The 20,571-nt window shown below is 35.6% G+C and carries 21 protein-coding genes; 6 read left to right on the plus strand and 15 right to left on the minus strand.

The window, feature by feature from the left end:
* The first annotated feature begins 117 nt into the window (after positions 1-117).
* The 3 genes from FC57_RS05890 (at position 118) to htpX (ending at position 2,774) form a co-directional block, all read left to right on the plus strand.
* Positions 118-1,224, plus strand: a complete 1,107-nt coding sequence (locus FC57_RS05890) for an SLC13 family permease (RefSeq protein WP_007127050.1) — start codon at positions 118-120, stop codon at positions 1,222-1,224.
* Positions 1,225-1,318: 94 nt separating this feature from the next.
* The gene (locus FC57_RS05895; RefSeq protein WP_007127051.1) at positions 1,319-1,879 is read left to right on the plus strand and encodes a LemA family protein; all 561 of its coding nucleotides are present in this window, start codon (positions 1,319-1,321) and stop codon (positions 1,877-1,879) included.
* 10 nt (positions 1,880-1,889) lie between these two features.
* Positions 1,890-2,774 carry a zinc metalloprotease HtpX gene (htpX, locus tag FC57_RS05900; RefSeq protein ID WP_007127052.1) on the plus strand — a complete coding sequence of 295 codons (885 nt, stop codon included), beginning with the start codon at positions 1,890-1,892 and terminating at the stop codon, positions 2,772-2,774.
* Positions 2,775-2,812: 38 nt separating this feature from the next.
* On the opposite strand, the gene FC57_RS05905 is transcribed toward htpX, so the two are convergent.
* Positions 2,813-3,754 carry a helix-turn-helix domain-containing protein gene (locus FC57_RS05905; protein ID WP_040530142.1) on the minus strand — a complete coding sequence of 314 codons (942 nt, stop codon included), beginning with the start codon at positions 3,752-3,754 and terminating at the stop codon, positions 2,813-2,815.
* Between the two features lie 158 nt (positions 3,755-3,912).
* Between FC57_RS05905 and FC57_RS05910 the strand changes: the two genes are divergently transcribed.
* Genes FC57_RS05910 through pepI form a run of 3 tightly spaced genes read left to right on the plus strand, consistent with a single transcriptional unit; the run spans position 3,913 to position 6,810 of the window.
* Positions 3,913-5,262: an ATP-binding cassette domain-containing protein gene (locus FC57_RS05910; protein WP_007127054.1), complete on the plus strand. Its 1,350-nt coding sequence runs from the start codon at positions 3,913-3,915 to the stop codon at positions 5,260-5,262.
* Between the two features lie 3 nt (positions 5,263-5,265).
* The gene (locus FC57_RS05915; protein WP_007127055.1) at positions 5,266-5,919 is read left to right on the plus strand and encodes an energy-coupling factor transporter transmembrane component T family protein; all 654 of its coding nucleotides are present in this window, start codon (positions 5,266-5,268) and stop codon (positions 5,917-5,919) included.
* 9 nt (positions 5,920-5,928) lie between these two features.
* The gene (gene pepI / locus FC57_RS05920) at positions 5,929-6,810 is read left to right on the plus strand and encodes a proline iminopeptidase (RefSeq protein WP_040530146.1); all 882 of its coding nucleotides are present in this window, start codon (positions 5,929-5,931) and stop codon (positions 6,808-6,810) included.
* Positions 6,811-6,845: 35 nt separating this feature from the next.
* On the opposite strand, the gene FC57_RS05925 is transcribed toward pepI, so the two are convergent.
* From FC57_RS05925 to yycF, 14 genes are all read right to left on the minus strand, one after another.
* Positions 6,846-7,253 carry a DUF4143 domain-containing protein gene (locus FC57_RS05925; RefSeq protein ID WP_007127057.1) on the minus strand — a complete coding sequence of 136 codons (408 nt, stop codon included), beginning with the start codon at positions 7,251-7,253 and terminating at the stop codon, positions 6,846-6,848.
* A gap of 213 nt (positions 7,254-7,466) precedes the next feature.
* Positions 7,467-7,838 carry an SLAP domain-containing protein gene (locus FC57_RS05930; RefSeq protein ID WP_007127058.1) on the minus strand — a complete coding sequence of 124 codons (372 nt, stop codon included), beginning with the start codon at positions 7,836-7,838 and terminating at the stop codon, positions 7,467-7,469.
* Positions 7,835-8,545 carry a hypothetical protein gene (locus FC57_RS05935; RefSeq protein ID WP_056990017.1) on the minus strand — a complete coding sequence of 237 codons (711 nt, stop codon included), beginning with the start codon at positions 8,543-8,545 and terminating at the stop codon, positions 7,835-7,837. Before FC57_RS05935 ends, FC57_RS05930 begins: the two co-directional genes overlap by 4 nt.
* Positions 8,546-8,645: 100 nt before the next feature.
* Positions 8,646-9,506 carry a helix-turn-helix domain-containing protein gene (locus FC57_RS05940; RefSeq protein ID WP_007127060.1) on the minus strand — a complete coding sequence of 287 codons (861 nt, stop codon included), beginning with the start codon at positions 9,504-9,506 and terminating at the stop codon, positions 8,646-8,648.
* A 218-nt stretch (positions 9,507-9,724) separates the two neighbouring features.
* Entirely contained in the window at positions 9,725-10,906 is a 1,182-nt protein-coding gene (locus tag FC57_RS05945; RefSeq protein ID WP_007127061.1) for a CPBP family intramembrane glutamic endopeptidase, read from the minus strand.
* 52 nt (positions 10,907-10,958) lie between these two features.
* The gene (locus FC57_RS11280) at positions 10,959-11,171 is read right to left on the minus strand and encodes a hypothetical protein (protein WP_007127062.1); all 213 of its coding nucleotides are present in this window, start codon (positions 11,169-11,171) and stop codon (positions 10,959-10,961) included.
* A gap of 263 nt (positions 11,172-11,434) precedes the next feature.
* Positions 11,435-12,049, minus strand: coding sequence for a helix-turn-helix domain-containing protein (locus FC57_RS05950; RefSeq protein WP_007127064.1), 615 nt, complete (start codon positions 12,047-12,049; stop codon positions 11,435-11,437).
* A gap of 55 nt (positions 12,050-12,104) precedes the next feature.
* Complete coding sequence (gene rlmH, locus FC57_RS05955) at positions 12,105-12,584, minus strand: 23S rRNA (pseudouridine(1915)-N(3))-methyltransferase RlmH (RefSeq protein ID WP_025015279.1); 480 nt, start codon at positions 12,582-12,584, stop codon at positions 12,105-12,107.
* A 906-nt stretch (positions 12,585-13,490) separates the two neighbouring features.
* Complete coding sequence (locus tag FC57_RS05960) at positions 13,491-14,726, minus strand: S1C family serine protease (protein ID WP_007127066.1); 1,236 nt, start codon at positions 14,724-14,726, stop codon at positions 13,491-13,493.
* A gap of 79 nt (positions 14,727-14,805) precedes the next feature.
* On the minus strand, positions 14,806-15,594 hold the full coding sequence (locus FC57_RS05965) for an MBL fold metallo-hydrolase (RefSeq protein ID WP_007127067.1): 789 nt from the start codon (positions 15,592-15,594) through the stop codon (positions 14,806-14,808).
* 11 nt (positions 15,595-15,605) lie between these two features.
* Positions 15,606-16,430 (minus strand): two-component system regulatory protein YycI, encoded by an 825-nt coding sequence (locus tag FC57_RS05970; protein WP_007127068.1) that lies wholly within the window; start codon positions 16,428-16,430, stop codon positions 15,606-15,608.
* A 2-nt stretch (positions 16,431-16,432) separates the two neighbouring features.
* Positions 16,433-17,782, minus strand: coding sequence for a YycH family regulatory protein (locus FC57_RS05975; protein WP_007127069.1), 1,350 nt, complete (start codon positions 17,780-17,782; stop codon positions 16,433-16,435).
* Positions 17,772-19,628 (minus strand): cell wall metabolism sensor histidine kinase WalK, encoded by a 1,857-nt coding sequence (gene walK / locus FC57_RS05980; protein WP_040530158.1) that lies wholly within the window; start codon positions 19,626-19,628, stop codon positions 17,772-17,774. The genes FC57_RS05975 and walK overlap by 11 nt, the downstream gene beginning before the upstream one ends.
* Before the next feature lie 68 nt (positions 19,629-19,696).
* On the minus strand, positions 19,697-20,413 hold the full coding sequence (yycF, locus tag FC57_RS05985) for a response regulator YycF (RefSeq protein ID WP_007127071.1): 717 nt from the start codon (positions 20,411-20,413) through the stop codon (positions 19,697-19,699).
* Positions 20,414-20,571: the final 158 nt, after the last annotated feature.

Genomic DNA, 20,571 nt, shown 5'->3' on the forward strand with positions numbered 1-20,571 from the left:
GCTCAAAAATGTACTCTTTCTTTAGATTTTTCAAATTTATCATTGCAAGCTACAATAAAAAGGCTCAAAATGATACATAGGGTTTTAGACGATTGTAATACGTAAGGGGGACCTTTTATGACCGTCTTAAAGAATATTGCTAAAGATAGAATTTTACAAATAACCGTAATTATTACAGTAGTCAGTCTTTTTTTTGCAAGACCACGATTTGCGGATATTAACTTCCATACATTGTGGTCCGTTGCTGCAATGTTAACAATTATCCAGATCTATGCTTATCTGCACGTTCTGGATGTTTTAGCGTACAAGCTGACAAGCATTGCGGACAATACGCGTAAGCTTAACATTTTATTCACGCTTTTAGCTGTTCTTGCAGGGATGTTTTTGGGCAATGATATTACCGCACTGACCTTAATTCCATTGTATTTGAATATTGCTAAGCGTTACAAGCTGCCACAGATTTTACCTGTCACTTTAATTGGTATGGGTGCTAACATTGGGGCAGCATTTACGCCATGGGGTAATCCACACAACATTTTCTTAGTTAGCCGGTTCGATGTTAGTCCACTGCTTTTCTTTAAGTGGTCTGTACCGTACTTGCTAATTTCATGTGTTTTAATGTGCGTTGTCTTTTTATTTGTGCCTAAAAAAGAGATACCTGCACAAAAAACTGAAATGATTAACGTCAGTTGGCGTCTTACAATTATTACAACTGTAGTATTTATTTTCTTCTTCTTTGGCGTATTCAGAATCGTCAATATTATTTGGCCTTTAATCGTGGCGGTTGTTTTAGCATTAGCAATCAATCCTCGCATCATGCTCAAGATTGACTACGCGTTGCTATTAACTTTCACTGGCTTCTTCATCTTTATTAGTGATATCCAGCAAATCCCCGCTATCGTAAATTTAATTCACGGAACTGTCCACTCAGAGATTTCAACTTACTTCGCTTCAATCATCACAAGTCAGGTAATGAGCAATGTTCCATCAACTATCTTAGTTGGTAAATTTACTAACTATGCTCAAGCTTTGTTCTTGGGTTCCAACATTGGTGGTTTTGGTTCTGCTATTGGTTCTATGGCCAACATGCTTGTTCTTAAGACCTTCAACCAACATGCCAGCGTAAGTCGAAAGAAATTCTTTATTCAATGGACAATCATGCAATTTGCAGGATTAATCATTTTAACAATTGTTGGTTTAGGTCTATTAATCTTTAGAATTTAAAGTTTCATCAAGAATGTCGCAATGACATTCTTTTTTATTGCCCTTAGATTTCCAATTAGATAAAATTAAGTAAACATTCTGGGAGGGTTTTATTATGTCACCATTATTTTGGATAATTCTAGGTATTATAGTTTTAATCGTAGCTATTTATATTACGACATACAACGGTTTACAAAAAGCAAAAGTTTACACTGAAGAATCATGGAGTCAAATCGATGTTCAACTTAAGCGACGTAATGATTTAATTCCTAACTTAGTAGAAACCGTTAAAGGATATGCCAAGCACGAAAGCGAAACTTTCGAAAAGGTTGTCAAACTGCGTAATCAATTAACGCAAGTTCCTGCTAGCGATCGTGAAGAAAAATTAAAAGTTTCTAATCAAATTACTGACTCATTGAAGACAATTTTTGCTTTGTCAGAAAACTATCCAAACTTAAAAGCAAACCAAAACTTCTTAAGTTTACAGGAAGAACTGACTAATACTGAAAACAAAATTGCTTACTCACGTCAGCTTTACAACTCAAGTGCTGCTCAATATGATCAAAAGCTTTTGACTTTCCCATCAAATATTGTAGCTAAGCTTCACCACTTTACTAAGGTGGACTACTTAGAGACACCTACGGAAGAAAAAGAAGTACCAAAAGTTAAATTTTAGAGGTTAATCAATGCTATACCAACAAATTGCATGTAATAAACGCAAAACTGTCCTGGTTATGGCTGCCTTTGTAATTATTTTGACTTTAGTTGGAGCTGGATTCGGCTATCTTTTTAGCGATACCCCGTGGGGCGGAATTGCTATTGCCTTGATTGGTAGCTTAATCTACCTCTTTTTGGTAATGCGTAATCCTGCCAATATGGTCATGAGCTTAAATCATGCTCAAGAGATTCATGAACAAGATAATCCACAACTATGGCATATTGTAGAAGATATGGCCATGGTTGGCCGTGTTCCAATGCCTCGAGTTTTTATTATTAACGATCCGAGTCCCAATGCTTTTGCGACTGGTCGTGATCCTGATCACAGTGCCGTTGCCGTCACTCAAGGATTGTTAGATCTAATGGATCGTGAAGAACTAGAAGGAGTTCTAGGACACGAAATTTCTCACATTAGAAACTACGACATTCGCTTATCGACAATTGCAGTTGTCCTAGTGGGAGTAATTTCCTTTCTTTCAGGCATTGCCAGTCGCTTTATCTGGTTTGGCGGTGGCAACAGCGACGATGATGACAATAACAATGCATTTACAATGATCTTTAAAGTTGTAGCTATTGTCTTCGTACTCATTTTAGGGCCGTTATCAGCTACTCTCGCTCAAATGGCTTTGTCACGCAATCGTGAATACTTAGCAGATGCCGGCTCAGTTGAATTAACACGCAATCCGCAAGGACTTATCTCTGCTTTGACTAAAATCGAAGGTAGTCAGCCAATGAAAAAAGCTGACCGTTCAAGCAGTGGCATGTATATCGAAAATCCTTTTAAACATAGTGGAAGCTTATTCGATACACACCCACCTACAGAAGAACGTATTAAACGGCTTGAAAAAATGTAATAAAAAGAGATCTGAATTTTATTTCAGATCTTTTTTCTTTACCGTAAATTGATATTTGCTTGTTTGAATAATTCCTCGCGCATCGCAGCAGGCGTCATGTGATAATATTGATTAAATTTCTTATAGAAAAATGACTTGCTAGAGTAGCCAACGCGACCAATAATATCTTTTAATGAAATATCTGGTTGAGCTAAAAGTTCACGTGCTTCTTGCATTCTACGATCATCAACATGATCAACAAAACTCTTTCCTGTCTTCGTCTTAACCATGTTTGAGAAGTAATTTGGATTAAAGCCAAAGTATTTTGCGGCATCAGACAGCGACACATCAGCAAAGTGAGCATCAATATAATTATCCAAAGATTTCTTTTCAAATTTGGTTTTATCCAAGTTATTCGGCGTTGCCATGCGTTGATTTCTAATTGAAATAATCAACATAACTGTTAGCTCAGCTTGAATTAAGGCTTTAGCAAATAAGTCATTATTTAAATAGCCACCAATAATATGTTGCATCACTTGTGAAGCCCGAGTTATTTGATTATTCTTCAGCCATAAGACATGTTCATTTTGAAGGCTATCAACAATTTGATTAATTATCTTATTTTCCTGCTTGCCTTTATAACTAAAGTCTTTAAAGTACTTGCGGTATTTAAAGCCTGGTCTGAATTTCAATTTAGCCAAAACCGTATCTTCTTTTTGATCTACGACTTCATACTTGCATCCCTCTGTAAGTAAGAGCACATTGCCTGATTTCATCGTAATAATCTTTTCGCCGCTTTTAATTGTTACAGTACTTTTAGCAACATATAAGATTGTCGAAACATCCATCCGATAAAGATGAATTCCCTTATTATGATTTTCAAGGTAGATAGCAAACAGGTCAAAATCTGGATTACCAGCCTCTAATTTAATTTCATTTTTATCGGTTGAATTCGATTTTAATATGCTAGCCAGATATTGGTCTAAAGCAACAGCTGCCATATGTCCACCTTCCTCAAGTTTGAAGTTTTGTAATAGTTCTATAAGTAGATTATAAAGCAAAATTTTGATTAATAATGTATAATTATGCTTTCTTGTACCGAAAAAAGCTAGCTTCTCGTATATAGACAGTCAAAAAATCATTTTGTACAATCAGTTTTATGATGATAACAGTTAATAATATTACTTTTTCATACGAAAAAGTACCTATAATCAAGCAACTTAACATGAATATCCCAGGTGGTTTTTCACTACTGATCGGACCAACTGGTTGTGGCAAATCAACTTTGCTTAAGATTCTTGCTGGTCTTTATCCTAAATACGCAGGTAAGATGACTGGTTCCGTAGACTTGCATCAGCAAAAAGCGGCAATGATGTTCCAAAACGCCGCTGAGCAATTTACAATGGCTACTCCTCGAGAAGAAATCGTTTTTGCTTTAGAAAACCTGCAAGTTGATCCAAAAGAGTATCAAGTCAGACTAGCTAAGGCTGTGGAATTTATACAGATCGATGATCTATTAGATCAAAAAATCAATACACTCTCGGGTGGTCAACAGCAACGCGTGGCTTTAGCCGTTTTATTGGCCATGGACGTCGATATTTTCTTGTTGGATGAACCTTTTGCTAGTTGTGATCCCGAAACACGCCTTTTTTTGATCAAAAAATTAGCACGACTAGCTAAAACAGGAAAGACAATTATCCTCAGCGATCACGTATTAGATGACTACGAGAATGTGTGTGACCATCTTTTTGAATTCAAAGATGAGAGCGTGCATGAATTATCTGGCAGTGAAAAAACTACCTTGTTTGTTAAAAACAAAAAGCTACATGAGCAAAAATATGCTTTTGTTATCCCTAGCGGGGACGCGGTTTTCACATTGAAAAATACAAAAATTTCGCAGAATACCCTTCTTTTGAATCAACCTTGTCTAAATATTTATAATAAAAGCACTCTGATTACCGGACCAAATGGTGTAGGCAAAACCTCACTATTCAAGGCAATGACTAAAATGATTCCTTACACGGGTAGTTTTTCTTACCAAGGACAAGAAATTGCCAAATTAAAGAGTAGAAAATATCTACAACAAGTAGCGCAAATTTTTCAAAAAGCACCTGATCAGTTCCTAACCGTTACTGTAAAGGATGAAATTGAGCTCAGCAAGAAGGACCGAAATACTTTCTTTACTGATGAAAAGATTGATAAATGGCTACAGAAGCTTGCTTTGTCTAATCATTTAGATCAAGTAGTCTACACCCTTTCAGGTGGTCAGCAAAAAAAGCTGCAAATTCTATTAATGCTGATGACTAGGCACCAAGTTTTGTTAATTGATGAACCTTTAAGCGGTCTTGACCATGACTCTATCAAATTGACTTTAGAATTAATGCGAGAAAGCCAAGAGAAGCTGCATCAGACATTTTTAATTATTAGTCATCAAGTAAACGAGCTTGCCAGTTTTTGCGATTATCGTCTTGTTTTTGACGATCAGCGGCTTAAATATGTGGAAAGGTAGCTTATGAACCCAAGTTTAAAATTTATTTTGGCTTTTATTATTTCCTTGGAAATATCTTTAAAAGCTAGTTTAACTACCAACATTCTGGTAATCGTTTTTGCTTTAATCTACTTAATCTGTACTAGGATCAAGATTAAAGAATTGTTACTATTAATAATCTTGCCTTTCATTGCAGCTTTTACTATTTTTGCAACGCTTTATTGGTTTTCACCTGCGTCTGACCCCTACTACGCTTGGGATCTATCTACACGTGTCTACGTCTATACATTAACTATCGCATGCGTGACGCGCAACGTTACAGTGACGGGTTTTGCTCGTTCGCTTGAGCAAAACCTGCATCTGCCAAGCAAATTCGCCTATGGCGTCCTGGCAGCGATCAATATCATTCCCAAGATGAGAATGGCAGTTAAACAGATTCGCGCCGCTGCTATGATGCGAGGCATGTACCTCAGCTTTTGGTCACCTGTGCTCTACTTCAAGGCCATCTTGGTAGCATTAAACTCAGCTGACAATTTGGCTCAAGGTATGGAATCACACGGCTACGTTGAAGATCAAAAAAGATCTACAATAGTTGTAATTCCATTAACTAAAAAAGATTGGCTGATCTTCTTTGGTTTGTTAATTTTGACAAATATCTCATTATTCTTGTTTAAGTAGGTGAAAAATATGGAAATTATTGAAGGAAAAATGCCCTTCATGGGTTATGAAACTTACTACCGCATTGTAGGCAAAAGAAGTGAAAAGCCGCCACTAGTTTTACTTCATGGCGGACCTGGTTCAAGCCACAATTATTTTGAAGTTCTAGACAAGTTAGCAGAAATTGATGATCGCCGGATCATCATGTACGATCAGTTAGGTTGCGGCAATAGCAGCATCCTTGACGATCATCCTGAACTTTATACGAAAGAAACTTGGGTTAAAGAACTACAAGCCTTACGAGAGCACTTGGCATTACGAAAAATGCATTTGTTAGGTCAAAGCTGGGGCGGGATGCTCGCCATCATTTATATGTGCGACTATCATCCAGAAGGTATTCAAAGTTTAATTCTGGCTTCTACTTTGTCTTCTGCCTCACTGTGGTCAAAGGAACTTCACCGCATGATTAAATACTTGCCAATTGAGGAGCAAGCCGCAATTCACCGTGCTGAATTGACTGACACATTTACAGAACCTGACTATTTAAAGGCCAACGAACACTTTATGAATCAGCATGCAATTGACATGACGAAGAAGTGGCCTGAGTGCGTAATGCGCAAGAAAAATGGCGGTATTGTCGCTTATGAAACAGCATGGGGTCCAAATGAATACACGCCAGAGGGCAACTTGCATGATTATGAATACACGGATAAATTAGGCAAAATAAAAGTTCCAACTCTAATTACGAGCGGAACTGATGATTTGTGTACTCCATATGTAGCTAAGACGATGCAAGATAGCATCCCTGGCAGCAAGTGGAAATTATTTGAAAATTGTGGTCATATATCCTTTGTCCAAAAGACTGACGAATATATTGACCTGCTTAAAAAATGGCTTGATGCAAATGACTAATTATGAAGACACTGCGGTGTCTTTTTTATTTTGGATTAAAACTTTCCCTTCAAAAAATCCGTGATGTAAACGATTGGAATGCCATCGATCATTCCTTCATCAAATTTTCGATTTGTGACAACAATCTTTTGATAGCCAGTCGGAATATGAAGTAAATTATCAGTCTCACGAGTACTATTTTCAGGAATATGGTCCGTTACCTGTACATAGATTGTCCTTTCAGGATTAGTAGCAACAAAGTCGATTTCTTTGCCTTCATACTGCCCCACAAACACGTTATACCCCTGTTCAAGTAATGACAGGTATACTAGATTTTCAATTCTAGCTCCCATATTTGTATTAGACTTATGCAATTGTGAATCAATGAACCCTAGATCAACCACATAATATTTAGCAGGACCATCCAAATACTCTTTTCCACGGATATCATAACTCGGTATCAATCATTGGTATCAACCGCTTCAGATAATTAGGTCTAGGAATAACTAACATTTGCTCACCTATTTTGATAAATATATTTACATTTTTCTTCTATTTTAACAAAAAAGTAAATATATTTATATTTTTAGTAATTTTAAGCAAAAAAGTAAACGTATTTATCAAAAAAGCGAGAAGAGCATAATGCTTTTCTCACTTTTATTTCTATAATGAGTATTCTATTCGAAGTTCACTACTTTGACATAGCGTTTGTTGGTTGCTGTTTCGCCAGCTACACGGTAGTAGCGCTTGCCGTTTTTGAATTTGTAAGAGCCACCATATGTGGTGATAGTTGTGCCCTTTCTAAGCACTGTGTAATCAGCACGGCGTTTGCTGGTTGCGTAAACGTAGGTGTTACGTTTTAGGACACGGCCTCGACCACTAATGTTAGTGGCTTTGATGTAGGCATCCCTGTCAGCTAACTTATAGTATTGTGTACCATCAATAGTAACCAATGATGAGTTCACTGTTACCTCACGGTATGAACCATACTTTTCACCGAGTGACTTGCCGTTTTCATCGTATAAAAGTGCAGCATGCATAATCTTCATGGTAGCTGTCTTAGTTTTAGCATCTGAAACTGTGTCTTACTATTGGCTAAGTATTTAGTGGCAATCCATTTTACTGAATTGCTAGTAGCGCTAGCATTTTGCGATTGTTTGGAAATCCCAGTAAAGAATTCGCCTCTAGCAAATTTCACATTATTAGTGATGTAATACTGTTCTCCTTGATAAACAGTATCTGTATCGCCTAAACCAAGGGCATAATTCATTGGCAAATTCAATTGGAATAAACCTTCAGGTTTAACAAATACAGTATACGAAATCGATGTTGCTTTACCAGCTGCATCAGTCGCAGTCAACTTTACAACGCCAGTACTACCTGCCTTAGAGGTGTCTACGGAATTAGAATCTACAGTTACTTTCATCCCTTTAGCACCAGTAAGCTTAAATTCAACACCGCTAGTACCTGTGAAATCTGTTGGATTAAAAGTTGAATTTGGCGCTACTTGGAAATACAAACCATCTGGACTTACAGTATGAGTCTCACCATTTAAAGTAAAATCTACAGAAATTGGTGTAGTGGCAACAGGTGTGGTAGCAGTTGCTGTTGTATTAGTAGTTTGAGTGTTCGTAGTGGTAGTCGTTGTTGATTGCTGTGTACTTGTGGTATCAGCTTGTACAGTGGAAGCTAATGTAGGTGCAACTGTTAACAAAGCTACTGCAGCTAAGCTGATTAATTTTGTTCTCTTGTTCATGATTTTGTCCTTTCTTTCATATCTAATATTGCTTGATATGAAACTAATGGCATAATATTTTTATCGTAAAATAAGTGTACCTTATTTCGAAATTATATAATTAAAAAAATCTTATCTGCTTAGTTGCAAATATCCAGCTTTCTTTTAAGTGTTCATCGTCTAAAGAATCCAGAAATTGTCTGATTGGATATTCTTTACCTGCATCAACGTAGTTCAATAAAACTTTCATAAATTTGATTCTTACTTTAGTCACAACATCATTTTTAGGAAAATTTAAATGAACAGTTGCATTCAGAATTATCTTAGCTTTATCAGGAGTTTTTCTCTTTATTAAAACAAATACTGCATTAAGTAGTGAAATACTAACAACTACTTCAACTAAGGATTTATCATACATTTTACTAATTAGTGATCTAGATAGCTCATAAACAGTGGAATTATCTAACAGCAATTGGACATCACCAAATAAAATTATTTCTTTCTTAAACCAATAATTAATATTTTCAAATTGCTTAGTTAATGACATTTTATATTTTTTGTTAGTTATATCTATGCCCGTCAAATCTATATAAAAATTGACAGCAATTGCAGACTTAATTAACAATTCTAAACGTAAGTAGTTTTCTTTTTCTTGATAATATTCATTGAGTAATTGCGTAGCATAATTTTTTAACCCATCTATATCATTTTTTTGATAAAGCAATTCGATTTTCATCATTACTTGCTTAACTTCTACTTCATTAGCTATTATTTCGTTATATGAAATATTCATAGTAGTAAGCAATTTTTCAAAGATTTCTACGGGCAATCCTTCTTCTCCACGTTCCCAACGAGATAATGTAGATGGCGAAACAATTCCAACTTTTTTAGCTAATTCTTTAAGAGAAATATGTGCTTCTTTTCTAATTTCTTTAAATTTTGGACCAATCGTTTTAGTAATTTTTGCATTTCTTCTTTTCACTGAAAGGACCTCATAATGTTAAATAATAAATTCAAAATCTTTTTACTTTCTATCATTATTAGTAGCGGTTTAATTTTTAACGGTGGAACAATTAGCATTTATCTTCCCCACCTTCAACTAATAATCTAATATAGTACTCTTTTTTCAGTAGAAAACAATTCCAATCATACAGAAAAAGGACCTCTATTCTTCTCAATTGAAAAATAGAGGTTCTTTTATTATATTCTCTCAATCAATCTTGCAGCATTTGCCTGCATAACTTTTTTCCGCTTACCCAAAAGCATCAAAACCACAACCAGCATATTAACTACTAAAACCAGTACTGCACCTATCGCTTCAGCATCCCCGTAAAGCGATAAAAATCCAGCACCACCATTACCAACTGAATATGAAACCAGATCCAATGTAAAATGCGACAACATTGTTAGCCAGATTTGACCACTGTATAAATACAGAACGGCTAAAAAGCAGCCATAACCGAAAGTGTACAGTACCTCATAAAAAATACTGGATGCATTAGCATCAGAATCTAAAAAGTGAGTTAAGTGAAGCAAGCCAAATTGCAGAGCACTGAAGAAAATAGCTATCTGAACTTGAAACTTGGAGTTGCGCGCAAGATATAAAAGCAAAACTAGAATCAAATAGCGCTCAGTTTCTTCAAAAATCGCAGCACCGGCACTTCTTAGTACGGTCCACTGAGTTGGAGCCAAAATACTCAAATTCCAGTTGAAGAACAACTGCTCTGGTACGGTCGCAATGTAAACGTAAGTATTAAAGAATGTGAGCCAAGCAGCAAAAAGTACTAACAAAATCAAAACTAATACTTGAAAATTCTTTTGTTTCCCAGGAAATACATTCATCTGGGATTTGAAACCCCACTGTTTTAATAAAAGTGGAGTCAAAATAAGAAAGGCTAGACCAGAGACAACATTTGTTTTTAGTAAATTATCAATAAAATCCACATTCACAGACAGGCTTGTGTTGATACTAGATAGAAGAACTAAAAACAAATAAATACTTGTTATAACGCGAAAACATCCGTTTTTAATTTTGCTAAAATCAACTACAACGGTTGGCAATAAATACAGCAATAACAATATTAGGTAAACGATAATAATTCCTAATTTTAATGCTGGTAAAAAATGAGTTAGCGAAATAACTAGCCAATTTAGATAATAAGTCAGTAAAACTGGTAAGCAGATTATTTCTAACGCCAAGTCAATCTTTTTCACCCGTCGGTCTTTAATTAAGAATCTAGCAACGGTTATATACAACAGAATAATATCAAATATAAGTTGAATATTTAACTGTTTGTCTACATTCACTAGTAGATATCCTGCTATCAAAATATTGATAATTAACTGAATATTCAGTATCTTATCCCAACTTCTTGCTTTCATATTTTCCCTCCTTATAAAAAAGCATGGTTTCCTTAAACCATGTTTTCTATCATTACTTTGTCGTTGCTTTCTTTGCTTTAAACTTGATTTCAAATAATTCCTCAACCATTACTAGCAAAGTGAAGATAATCGCAATTTTGAATTCAATGACAAAAAGCGGAAAGCAAAAAACTAAGGAAAGAAACATGCTGAAAACGTAGATTGCTTCAATGATCAGCATTCTTTCTTCTATTCTTCTAGCACGTATCCACTTGTTCTCCTTCATATTTGGTCCCACCTTTTTGTTCAAAGTTGGTTAGACTTTAGCATAATTTTTCAAGAATATCTTCTAGTCTATAAACTACAAATTCCAGTTTTTTACTATATTTGCAAAATTAAGATCTATTAACTCTTGTTTAATTTCAATTGCTTGTTCCTTATTTCCTTCAATCAAATTCTTCCCCAGACTACCTAAAAGTTTATAAATCAACAAATGTGGTTCTTTCAGATTCATCATAAATAGATACGCTTTATCAATTACAGGTGATTCTATTTTTCTTTGCCAGCAACTGTACAAGTGATCGCAATCCTTTCATCATACTTCTCGGTCTTATCTTTTATCCTACTAGCTCCTGTTAACAACATATTCATTAAGTAATTAAGCTGCTCATCTGACAGTACTGGCATTACATTTGTAAATAATCTAATTGCATTAATATTACGACTAAGTTCATCATTTTCATCTAATTCCGAGTATATTCGATTAACTATTTCAGGTGATAAATGTTCAATCTTGTTTTCCAAGTACGCAATTCCCACAATCACACGTAATTTAAGCACTTCATCATCTAGTTGATTAACCGCTTGCATGTATTGTCGCATTTTAACTACATCATGATTATTAAATGCAAGACAGATATTATCTTCCAAAGCTACTTTTTCAATAATCTCACTTGGGGCGTAGGTATCTTTTATTTTTTCGAAAAATTCTTCAATATTAATCTCATGCACAAACAAGATCTTTACTAAAGCTTCTGCTCCAATATTACGATTTTCTCGCTCTACCCGAGAATAGAAAGTAGGATCAATAATCCCTTGAGCCATTTTTCGAATTGATAATCCTAACCTTAATCTTTCTTCTTTTAAGGCTTCACCGATTTTCATATTTATAACTCCTCGTATGTACAAAAAACGTCCCTGTCTTCTCAGAGACGTTCTTTTACTTATGATAAGGACTACCCGAATTAATCATAAACGCACGGTAAATCTGTTCAATCAGTACCACTCGCATCAATTGGTGCGGCATCGTCAACTTGCCAAAACTAATCAAATCATCACCACGCTTATTCACCGCATCGCTTGTTCCCAAGCTACCACCAATAACAAAAGTGATATCCGAATGGCCATACGTTGCCAGGTCCTGAATTTCCTTCGCAAATTCCTCACTGCTTCGTTGCTTTCCTTTAATTGCAGTGACGTAAACATATTCTTTATCCTTAATCTTGCTTAAAATTCGCTGACCTTCGATTTCCTTTACTTTTTCATCTTCAGCCGCACTGAATTTTTCAGGTGCTTTTTCATCGGGCACCTGTACAATCGATACTTTTGCAAAACGACTAAGTCGCTTTTTATATTCTGCAATTGCATCTTTAAAATATTTTTCTTTTAACTTTCCAACACAAACAATCTTAATATTCATACAGACTAGTTTACTACAAAACAACAAATAGTCTTTCACATTCACTAGAAAATAAAAAAAGACGGTCATAAGACCGCCCACGCTTGGCACGACTAAAGTCATGTAAGCATCCATATTCCTCAATTTATTATAGCACGAACATGATAAAATAGAAATTGCATGACTATCCATGCTTAATTTTCCCTATTAGATGGGCGGGAAGGAGGCAAGTCATGTGAATAACGTATCCATATTCCTAATTTGCGTTCTGTTGCATGAGCTTCATTTAGTGCTTCATGAACTAAATAATTTGCTCGATAAATAATTAGCGGCAACAAACGTGACCAAAGTCATCGGTAATTGTAGAGTCGATGGCTTTTTTTGACTGTTCCTGCACGTTTTAAATCTTCAATTTACAAATATTTTTTAACTTTCCAACACAAACAATCTTAATATTCATAAGAACTAGTTTACTACAAAAATAGCCAATAGTTTTCCACATTCTCCAGAAAACAAAATCTATATTTTGTGGTATCATTTTAATTATGCTCAACAGATTGTGGCTCATAAATTTCTAAAATTTTTTCTAAAAAACTTACCCACGTTTTAAATTTAGAGGGCTTTTTTCACAAACTTTATTCAATTTTTATTGATATATCAACTTGAACATTCGTTTTAACAAATAAATTTCACTAAATATTTCAACAATTTTGAATATTTTTCCACAAGTGAATAAAGCTATGATTACACAGTTATGCACAATCCACAAAGTTATCCACATTTATCAGCAGGTGCATATCTATTTGACAACTTACAAAGCCGAACTTTCTGCTGTTACACACTTAAATAGTTAATAAAAAGGCTATATCTACGTCTAAAGCGCATGATATAGCCTTTTTCTAGCTTGTAAACTTTTTTCTTTACTTATTAGTTACCTTCCAACTTAACCTTTAAGTTGATATCTCTACCATTTCTGTTCACGGTTACATTGACGGTATCACCGACTTTGTGACTGTACAAAATACTGTGTAACGATGCCACGTCTTCGACTTTCTTGCCGTCAACCTTGGTAATTACATCTCCGCTTCTCATACCTGCATTAGCAGCTGAATCACTCTTATTTACAGAAGCAACGTAAATACCATCTTTCAAGTTAGACTTGATCTTCAAACGACTTCTGTAGCCTTCTGGAATACCTTGCAATGCAATTACTCTTACGCCAAGTTGTGGACGAGTAATCTTACCCTTCTTAACAAGTTCATTAACAATTGTTACTACTTCATTTGATGGAATAGCGAAGCCCATCCCTTCAACAGAAGTACCATCACTAGATTGTGCCAATTTCATTGAGTTAATTCCGATAACCTGACCTGCAGAGTTAACTAAAGCACCACCTGAGTTACCAGGGTTGATAGCTGCATCAGTTTGGATAACTGTTTGTTGATTGCCTGATGAAGTTGCAATCATTCTAGCAGGTGCTGAAACGATCCCTTGAGTTACCGTAGAAGCGTATTCACTACCAAGTGGCGAACCTACAGCAATAACCGTTTGGCCAGCCTGTAAGCTTTTAGAATCGCCAAATTTAGCCGTTTGAGTAACATACTTGGCATCAATTGATAAAACAGCCAAGTCAGTCGTACTATCCTTACCAACAACTTTAGCATTCACAGTTTTACCATTAGCGAGTTGAACTTGAACAGCATCACTACCTGAAATAACGTGATTGTTAGTAACAACATAACCTTTGTCATTTGACTTCATATAGACAACGCCAGAACCTTCACTATAAGTTTCTAACTTAGAATTCTTACTTGAAGAGTTGTCATCATCATCGCCAAATAAGCTACTATAGAGTGAATTTGTTCCACCTGCGGATGATTGACGCTTTAAGTTAATTACGGACACTACAGCGCCCTTAACGTCGTTATAAGCGGTGGTCATTGTACCGCTAGTCTTAGCACTTTTTTCTGAAACCTTACTATTACTTGAAGATATACTAGTTTGAGCAGCATTATTAACAGATGCATTATTCATTTGATCAGCTGCATAATATGAAACTCCACCACCAACAAGTCCACCAACTACACCAACGATAGCTGCAGTGGCGACAATTTTACTGTTACTATTTTTTCTTTTAGGTATTTGATTATTATTTTCTATCATACGTCAATTTCTCCCCTCATAATGATTTTATCATACCGATCAAATTTGAACTTTATATGAAAAAAAGGTGCTGAAAATACTAAATTTCAACTAATTTTGTTGGTTTAGTTGGCTCAGTATCAATTATTTTAATGTTATCGTCTAAATTTACATCCCCCTCAACCAACACTTCTTTCGCCGTTTCACGTGCTAAATATTCAGTATTATTATGTTGGCTGCGATGAGCTAAAAAGATATGTTTCGTCTTCGGCGTAACTACATCTACCAAAGCTTGGGCTGCCTCATCATTAGACAAATGGCCCACATCCGATAAGATTCTCTGCTTCAATGGCCAAGAATAAGGACCATCTCGCAACATCATCGTGTCATAATTGAACTCCATCATGTAGGCATCTGCATCTTCAATAGTACCTTCAACCTCTTCAGATACATAGTCAGTATCTGTCAAAAAAGCAACTCTTTTACCACCACTGGTAAAAATATAGTATTGAGGTTCAGCTGCATCATGGCTCGTAGCAAAAGCCGTAACATCTAAATCACCAAAAGTTTTAGTCTGACCCGGTTCAATTGTATTGATCTGTTCTGCTGGCAATTTGCCAATTTTTTGCGTATCTAATAAATATTGCCAAGTACCACTATTAGCAAATGCATCGATCTTAGGGTAACGGCGCATCAATACACCTAAGCCACCACTATGATCCGTGTGATCATGACTTAAAAAGGCCATATCAATATCATTAATATTTACACCAACCTCAGCCAGCAATTCTTTTATCTTTTTACCAGAAAGGCCAGCATCCATAAGGATCTTGTGCTGGCCTGTCATAATTAAACTTGTATTGCCGGTTGAACCGCTCGCTACCTTCATTCTTTTCCTTTCTACTTTTCCACGTTATAAACACTCGACTGCAGCATTTGCGCTGTATATGCGTTAACTCTCTTTAACGTAATATTCTTCGTCGTTTTATTTTCTACCCAAACCAACCAAGTTGGCAATAAAATCGTACTGCCTCTAACTTCAGTTAATTTAGAATAGCCTAATTTAATTTGTGTTACCCGCGAATTGTTGGTTAACTCGCGATCTGTGTACATTGCTTGAATAGCCCGCCATGCACTAATCGTTGACTGCAATTCTCTTACCGGACTTGCTTGACCCATATAAGTCTCTGTATAATTAGTAATTTGATCATCTTTTACATTGATATTCAATTGAGCAGAATTGGCATAAATTTCACCATAATCAGACGTCTGCACAAAAACATAGTTATCTGAACTCGACATATCTGGTTCATATTTAAATGCTTTACCATAAGGTACATTTTTAGCATCATTCTTAAACTCAATTACTTGTTTCAAAGCTTTCTTGGAATCTTTATCCAAAATCGTTTCTAATTTTGGTGTCGCATAAAGTATATTATCCGTCTTAGAATAATGCGCATCAACATTGGTTAAAACACTCACTTTAGAAGACAAATAATCGCGATTTTTAGTAGCTAAATAGTAGCCAGATGCTGGCGTGTTGGAAATTTCCGCTGGCAAATCAATGTTGTCAGATTTCATTTCCGAACGAACATTAGCCACGCTCTGCGTAGTAGTATCCGCATTACTCAAGCTAACAGGGGAACGCAAGATTTCAATTCCTAAATAAATATCAATCAACAAGAAGACGATGAAAAATAGCCATTCTATCCGTTTATGATCCATTTTTATTTTCCCCCTCCATTGTCAACTGATTCATTGAATTTACGATAAGCAACTAAATCTTGCTTTTCCCATTCACCAACGCTTTTCCATTCATCGTAAGCTTTTACGTAATAAGTTGGAATCAAATTAATCAAACTATGATGACTATTATCTTTTTCCATCTTAAAGCCCACAATAATTCGTTGAATGTCATCTTCCTTTAAACCATGAGCGGATAATTCTTCAATAACATCATTCGTAGGCTTCAATTCCTTGGTTTGACCATCAAATGGGATCGGGATCTGGAAATTGATGCTGTTGAAAGCTACATTAATAGAATCTGTTGAGAAAGTAGTTTTAACTTGCATATCATGTTGATTCAAAAATACAGGAATACCTTCAATATAGTTCAGATAACCCACATCAGATCCATCTGCATCAAAGAAATGCAAATCTTGTTCTGTTAGCCCAAGTTGATGAACATAGTAAACACTATCTAACAAACGGTTGGTTGCAGAAGGAATTTTATTCTTCTCAAAATGGGTATACATATAATTGTGATTACTTGACTTAGGCTCAGGAACTTTCAATCTTGTATAGTAGTTGAGTAAATAAACTGTTTGACCATCTTTGTTAGTCTTACTCGTTACACCAGAAGTTCCTAACAAACGTGAAACAAAGTATGAGTATGATTGATGGTCAATTAAGTAACTATAAACTTTGCTATTAATGGCCTTACTATAGAAAGGTGAATACCCTTCTTTTAATCGAACTAAACGTACTGGATTCTTGCTCTTCGCATTTTGAGCGTATTTACGAAGCTTATTAAAGTTGGCACCATTGATTTTGACTTGATAAATTTCATTAGTCTGATCATTACCAAAATAAATCCAATGATTTGAATTTGAAACAAAGAAGCGGTTAAACTCACGTTTATTTGTACTTAAATTATTCAAACGATTAAACAAAGAGAATGTAATCTCATCTGGGTAAACTAATTGAACATATTTAGGACTATTCAAATATTCCTCATATTTTACTTTAGTTTTTACAATCTTTTTAATCCTGTCAACCGCATTAGCCTTCTTAATTTCCTTAGTAAATTCCAAAGTTAGATTGTTCTTAGAATCATATAATTGGCATACGTTGCCATCAGAAAAGCCAAACGAAGTTGTTGGGATGTACAAATCATAAAGAGATTTAGCACTACGATTACGAACCTGTTCTTTAGTAGTATTGCTTTGATTTTGCCCAATATTACTAAAGCGCTGATCACTCGTCATAATAAAAATCCATAAAACAATAGATAGAACTATAACGATTAATGTGCCTAAACCTAAGAAGAATTCACCGAATTTGAATTTAAACTTCATCCCAGTCATCCTCCTCTGTCATTGGTTCATAAGGTAAAGAAATGTAGAAAGTGGATCCTCTACCTTCGCTACTATCAGCCCAGATACGGCCATGATGAGCTTCAACAATTTCCTTAGCAATTGCCAAACCTAAGCCGGTACCACCTTGAGCACGTGAACGTGCTTTATCAACTCTATAGAATCGATCAAAGATCTTTCCTAAGTCTTTTCGTGGAATACCTAAACCTTGGTCTGAAATACTCAAGATAACGTGGTTCTGATTTTGAGTCAAACGTACGGTAATAACACCACCATCAGGTGAGTATTTGATAGCATTATTCATAATATTATCGATTACTTGCATCATCTTATCGGTATCAATTTCTACCCAAAGAGCCTGGCTGCCTAACTCACGGTTGATAGTATATTTCTTCTTGTGACTCTTGTTTTTGTCAGTTTTAACGATCATATCAAAACGATTCAAGATATGGTTAACGAAATCATTTAAGTTAACAAATTCAAGATCCATCTTTGAAACGCCACGATCCATTCTGGAAAGACTGAGCAGATCATTAATCATTCTAATCATACGACTAGTTTCTTGCTGCGTAACTTCCAAGAACTTAGGAGCAATCTTGGGATCTTTCCATGCACCTTCATTTAAGGCTTCAATGTAAGCTTGCAAACTGGTAAGTGGCGTTCTTAACTCATGCGAAACATTAGAAACGAATTGTCGTTGTGAATCTTCATTCTTTTGCTGTTCCGTTACATCATGCAAAACGCATACGCTACCAGAAACGAAGCCTGTTACTCTCTTAATCAAGGAGAAACTAGCATGCAAGATCATTTCATCACGGGTTCCTTCATCAATCGTGATAACAATCTCTTTTTGACTAGAAATTAGATCCTGTGATGATCTATCTTTTAATCCTAAAACTTCCGCAATTGGTTTGTTAATAACGTCTTTTTCTTTAACATTCAAATAGCTTAACGCAGTATGGTTAACCACACTAACATTACCGTGACGGTCCGTAGCTAGCACTCCATCACTCATATGCGATAGCACGCTATCCAGTCGCCGTCGTTCACTATCAGACTCTTCTTGTGAACGTTCAATTCGTACAGATAAAGTATTAAAAGCGTGTCCTAATTGACCTAATTCGTCGTTAGAATAGATTTTAACCTGACTAGAATAATCCCCATCAGCAATATGCAAAGCTTGTTTTTGCATTTCTTCAATTGGTTGAGTAATTGCCCGGGAAATTACTAGTGCTAAAAATGCACCTAATAATGCCGCAATCAGTGATGCAATTAAGAATGTCAGCGAAATTTGTCGTAGGTTATTAAAGACATCTTGCATGCTGGCCTTTACATAAATTGCTCCAACATTGTTATTAGAACCATTACCACTAGTTAGCGGTGATATTTGGATCATGTAATTGCCATGATCATCAACCACTTTATTAATCTGGTGGCCCGTTGAAATTACCTGCTTAACATCGGTATTGTTAATCCGTTGACCAATTTTGCTTTTATCATTTAAATTTGAAACGGCTCGAATCGTATCTTTGTTGTCAACTACGATAATTTCACTGATTAAGTCGTTGTTATAATCATTAACGATCTGGTTCAAGCGATCATTAGCATTTTTATTATCACTAGCTAACTGATTAGCCAATTGATTGCTTACAATAGTTTGAATCTGAATTGAAGACTGAAAGTTTTCAATACTGCTTTGTTCAAGTTGTCTAGTGAAGTAAGCACCAATGACTTCAATCGTAGCTAGCAACATTAACATGAACACGATCGCTAATTTAATATTGATGGAATTAAATGTAGTACTTAACTTTTTCTTGAGTCTTTTCATTGTTCTCATTCAACATTAAAAATACAAAAAGAAAGCCACCTACTTTTTCAGTTCTGTGGCTTTCTTTATTATCCTTGATTTGGCTGTTTTACATAGTAACCGACACCACGACGGGTGACCAAAATTTGAGGCTGGATTGGATTATCTTCAATCTTTTCTCTCAAACGGTGAACGGTTACATCAACAGTCCGCACATCACCAAAATAGTCATAACCCCAAACAGTTTGTAAAAGGTGTTCACGGGTCATAACTTGTCCCATATGTTGAGCTAAATAGTAGAGTAATTCAAATTCACGGTGAGTAAGTTCAATCTTCTTACCATTTTTTTCAACAATATAAGCATCGGGCATGATAACCAAATTGCCGATCTTGATATTCTTGTCGGTCTCTTCTTGGGTTGCAGCTTCTGCTTTTTTGACAATATCACGACGGCGCAAGTTAGCCTTAACACGAGCAACTAGTTCTCGGTTAGAAAATGGCTTAGTTACGTAATCGTCTGCACCCATTTCTAGTCCTAAAACTTTATCAATTTCAGTATCTTTAGCAGTTACCATAATAATTGGCATATCATGCGTTTGACGAACTTCGCGAGCTACTTCAAGTCCGTCCTTCTTTGGTAACATTAAATCCAAAATCATTAAATCTGGATCATATTCGTCAACTTTTTTTACAGCTTCTTCGCCATCATAGGCGGTGTCGACATCAAAGCCTTCCTTAGTTAAATTGAACTTAATAATATCAGATATTGGCTTTTCATCGTCGACGACGAGAATCTTTTTTGGCATCGGGAATGCCTCCTTTGCCCTTACATTATACTGAATTTTGTAACATTAGCCAAAAAAATCGAGTTTTTTCTAAAAAAGCCTTGCATTTTTTAGCTATTGATAGCATAATGATATCTGTTGGTTGATTCAACCAATGGGTGGCTAGCTCAGCTGGCAGA

The organism is Lactobacillus ultunensis DSM 16047, from assembly GCF_001436305.1.
Lineage (GTDB): Bacteria > Bacillota > Bacilli > Lactobacillales > Lactobacillaceae > Lactobacillus > Lactobacillus ultunensis.

What these genes read in the sequence shown, in the direction of transcription:
- FC57_RS05890 (WP_007127050.1), top strand. Translation starts at nt 118, where the DNA reads ATGACCGTCTTAAAGAATATTGCTAAAGATAGAATTTTACAAATAACC.
- FC57_RS05895 (WP_007127051.1), top strand. Translation starts at nt 1,319, where the DNA reads ATGTCACCATTATTTTGGATAATTCTAGGTATTATAGTTTTAATCGTA.
- htpX (WP_007127052.1), top strand. Translation starts at nt 1,890, where the DNA reads ATGCTATACCAACAAATTGCATGTAATAAACGCAAAACTGTCCTGGTT.
- FC57_RS05905 (WP_040530142.1), bottom strand. Translation starts at nt 3,754, where the DNA reads ATGGCAGCTGTTGCTTTAGACCAATATCTGGCTAGCATATTAAAATCG.
- FC57_RS05910 (WP_007127054.1), top strand. Translation starts at nt 3,913, where the DNA reads ATGATGATAACAGTTAATAATATTACTTTTTCATACGAAAAAGTACCT.
- FC57_RS05915 (WP_007127055.1), top strand. Translation starts at nt 5,266, where the DNA reads ATGAACCCAAGTTTAAAATTTATTTTGGCTTTTATTATTTCCTTGGAA.
- pepI (WP_040530146.1), top strand. Translation starts at nt 5,929, where the DNA reads ATGGAAATTATTGAAGGAAAAATGCCCTTCATGGGTTATGAAACTTAC.
- FC57_RS05930 (WP_007127058.1), bottom strand. Translation starts at nt 7,838, where the DNA reads ATGAAGATTATGCATGCTGCACTTTTATACGATGAAAACGGCAAGTCA.
- FC57_RS05935 (WP_056990017.1), bottom strand. Translation starts at nt 8,545, where the DNA reads ATGAACAAGAGAACAAAATTAATCAGCTTAGCTGCAGTAGCTTTGTTA.
- FC57_RS05945 (WP_007127061.1), bottom strand. Translation starts at nt 10,906, where the DNA reads ATGAAAGCAAGAAGTTGGGATAAGATACTGAATATTCAGTTAATTATC.
- FC57_RS11280 (WP_007127062.1), bottom strand. Translation starts at nt 11,171, where the DNA reads ATGAAGGAGAACAAGTGGATACGTGCTAGAAGAATAGAAGAAAGAATG.
- FC57_RS05950 (WP_007127064.1), bottom strand. Translation starts at nt 12,049, where the DNA reads ATGAAAATCGGTGAAGCCTTAAAAGAAGAAAGATTAAGGTTAGGATTA.
- rlmH (WP_025015279.1), bottom strand. Translation starts at nt 12,584, where the DNA reads ATGAATATTAAGATTGTTTGTGTTGGAAAGTTAAAAGAAAAATATTTT.
- FC57_RS05960 (WP_007127066.1), bottom strand. Translation starts at nt 14,726, where the DNA reads ATGATAGAAAATAATAATCAAATACCTAAAAGAAAAAATAGTAACAGT.
- FC57_RS05965 (WP_007127067.1), bottom strand. Translation starts at nt 15,594, where the DNA reads ATGAAGGTAGCGAGCGGTTCAACCGGCAATACAAGTTTAATTATGACA.
- FC57_RS05970 (WP_007127068.1), bottom strand. Translation starts at nt 16,430, where the DNA reads ATGGATCATAAACGGATAGAATGGCTATTTTTCATCGTCTTCTTGTTG.
- FC57_RS05975 (WP_007127069.1), bottom strand. Translation starts at nt 17,782, where the DNA reads ATGAAGTTTAAATTCAAATTCGGTGAATTCTTCTTAGGTTTAGGCACA.
- walK (WP_040530158.1), bottom strand. Translation starts at nt 19,628, where the DNA reads ATGAAAAGACTCAAGAAAAAGTTAAGTACTACATTTAATTCCATCAAT.
- yycF (WP_007127071.1), bottom strand. Translation starts at nt 20,413, where the DNA reads ATGCCAAAAAAGATTCTCGTCGTCGACGATGAAAAGCCAATATCTGAT.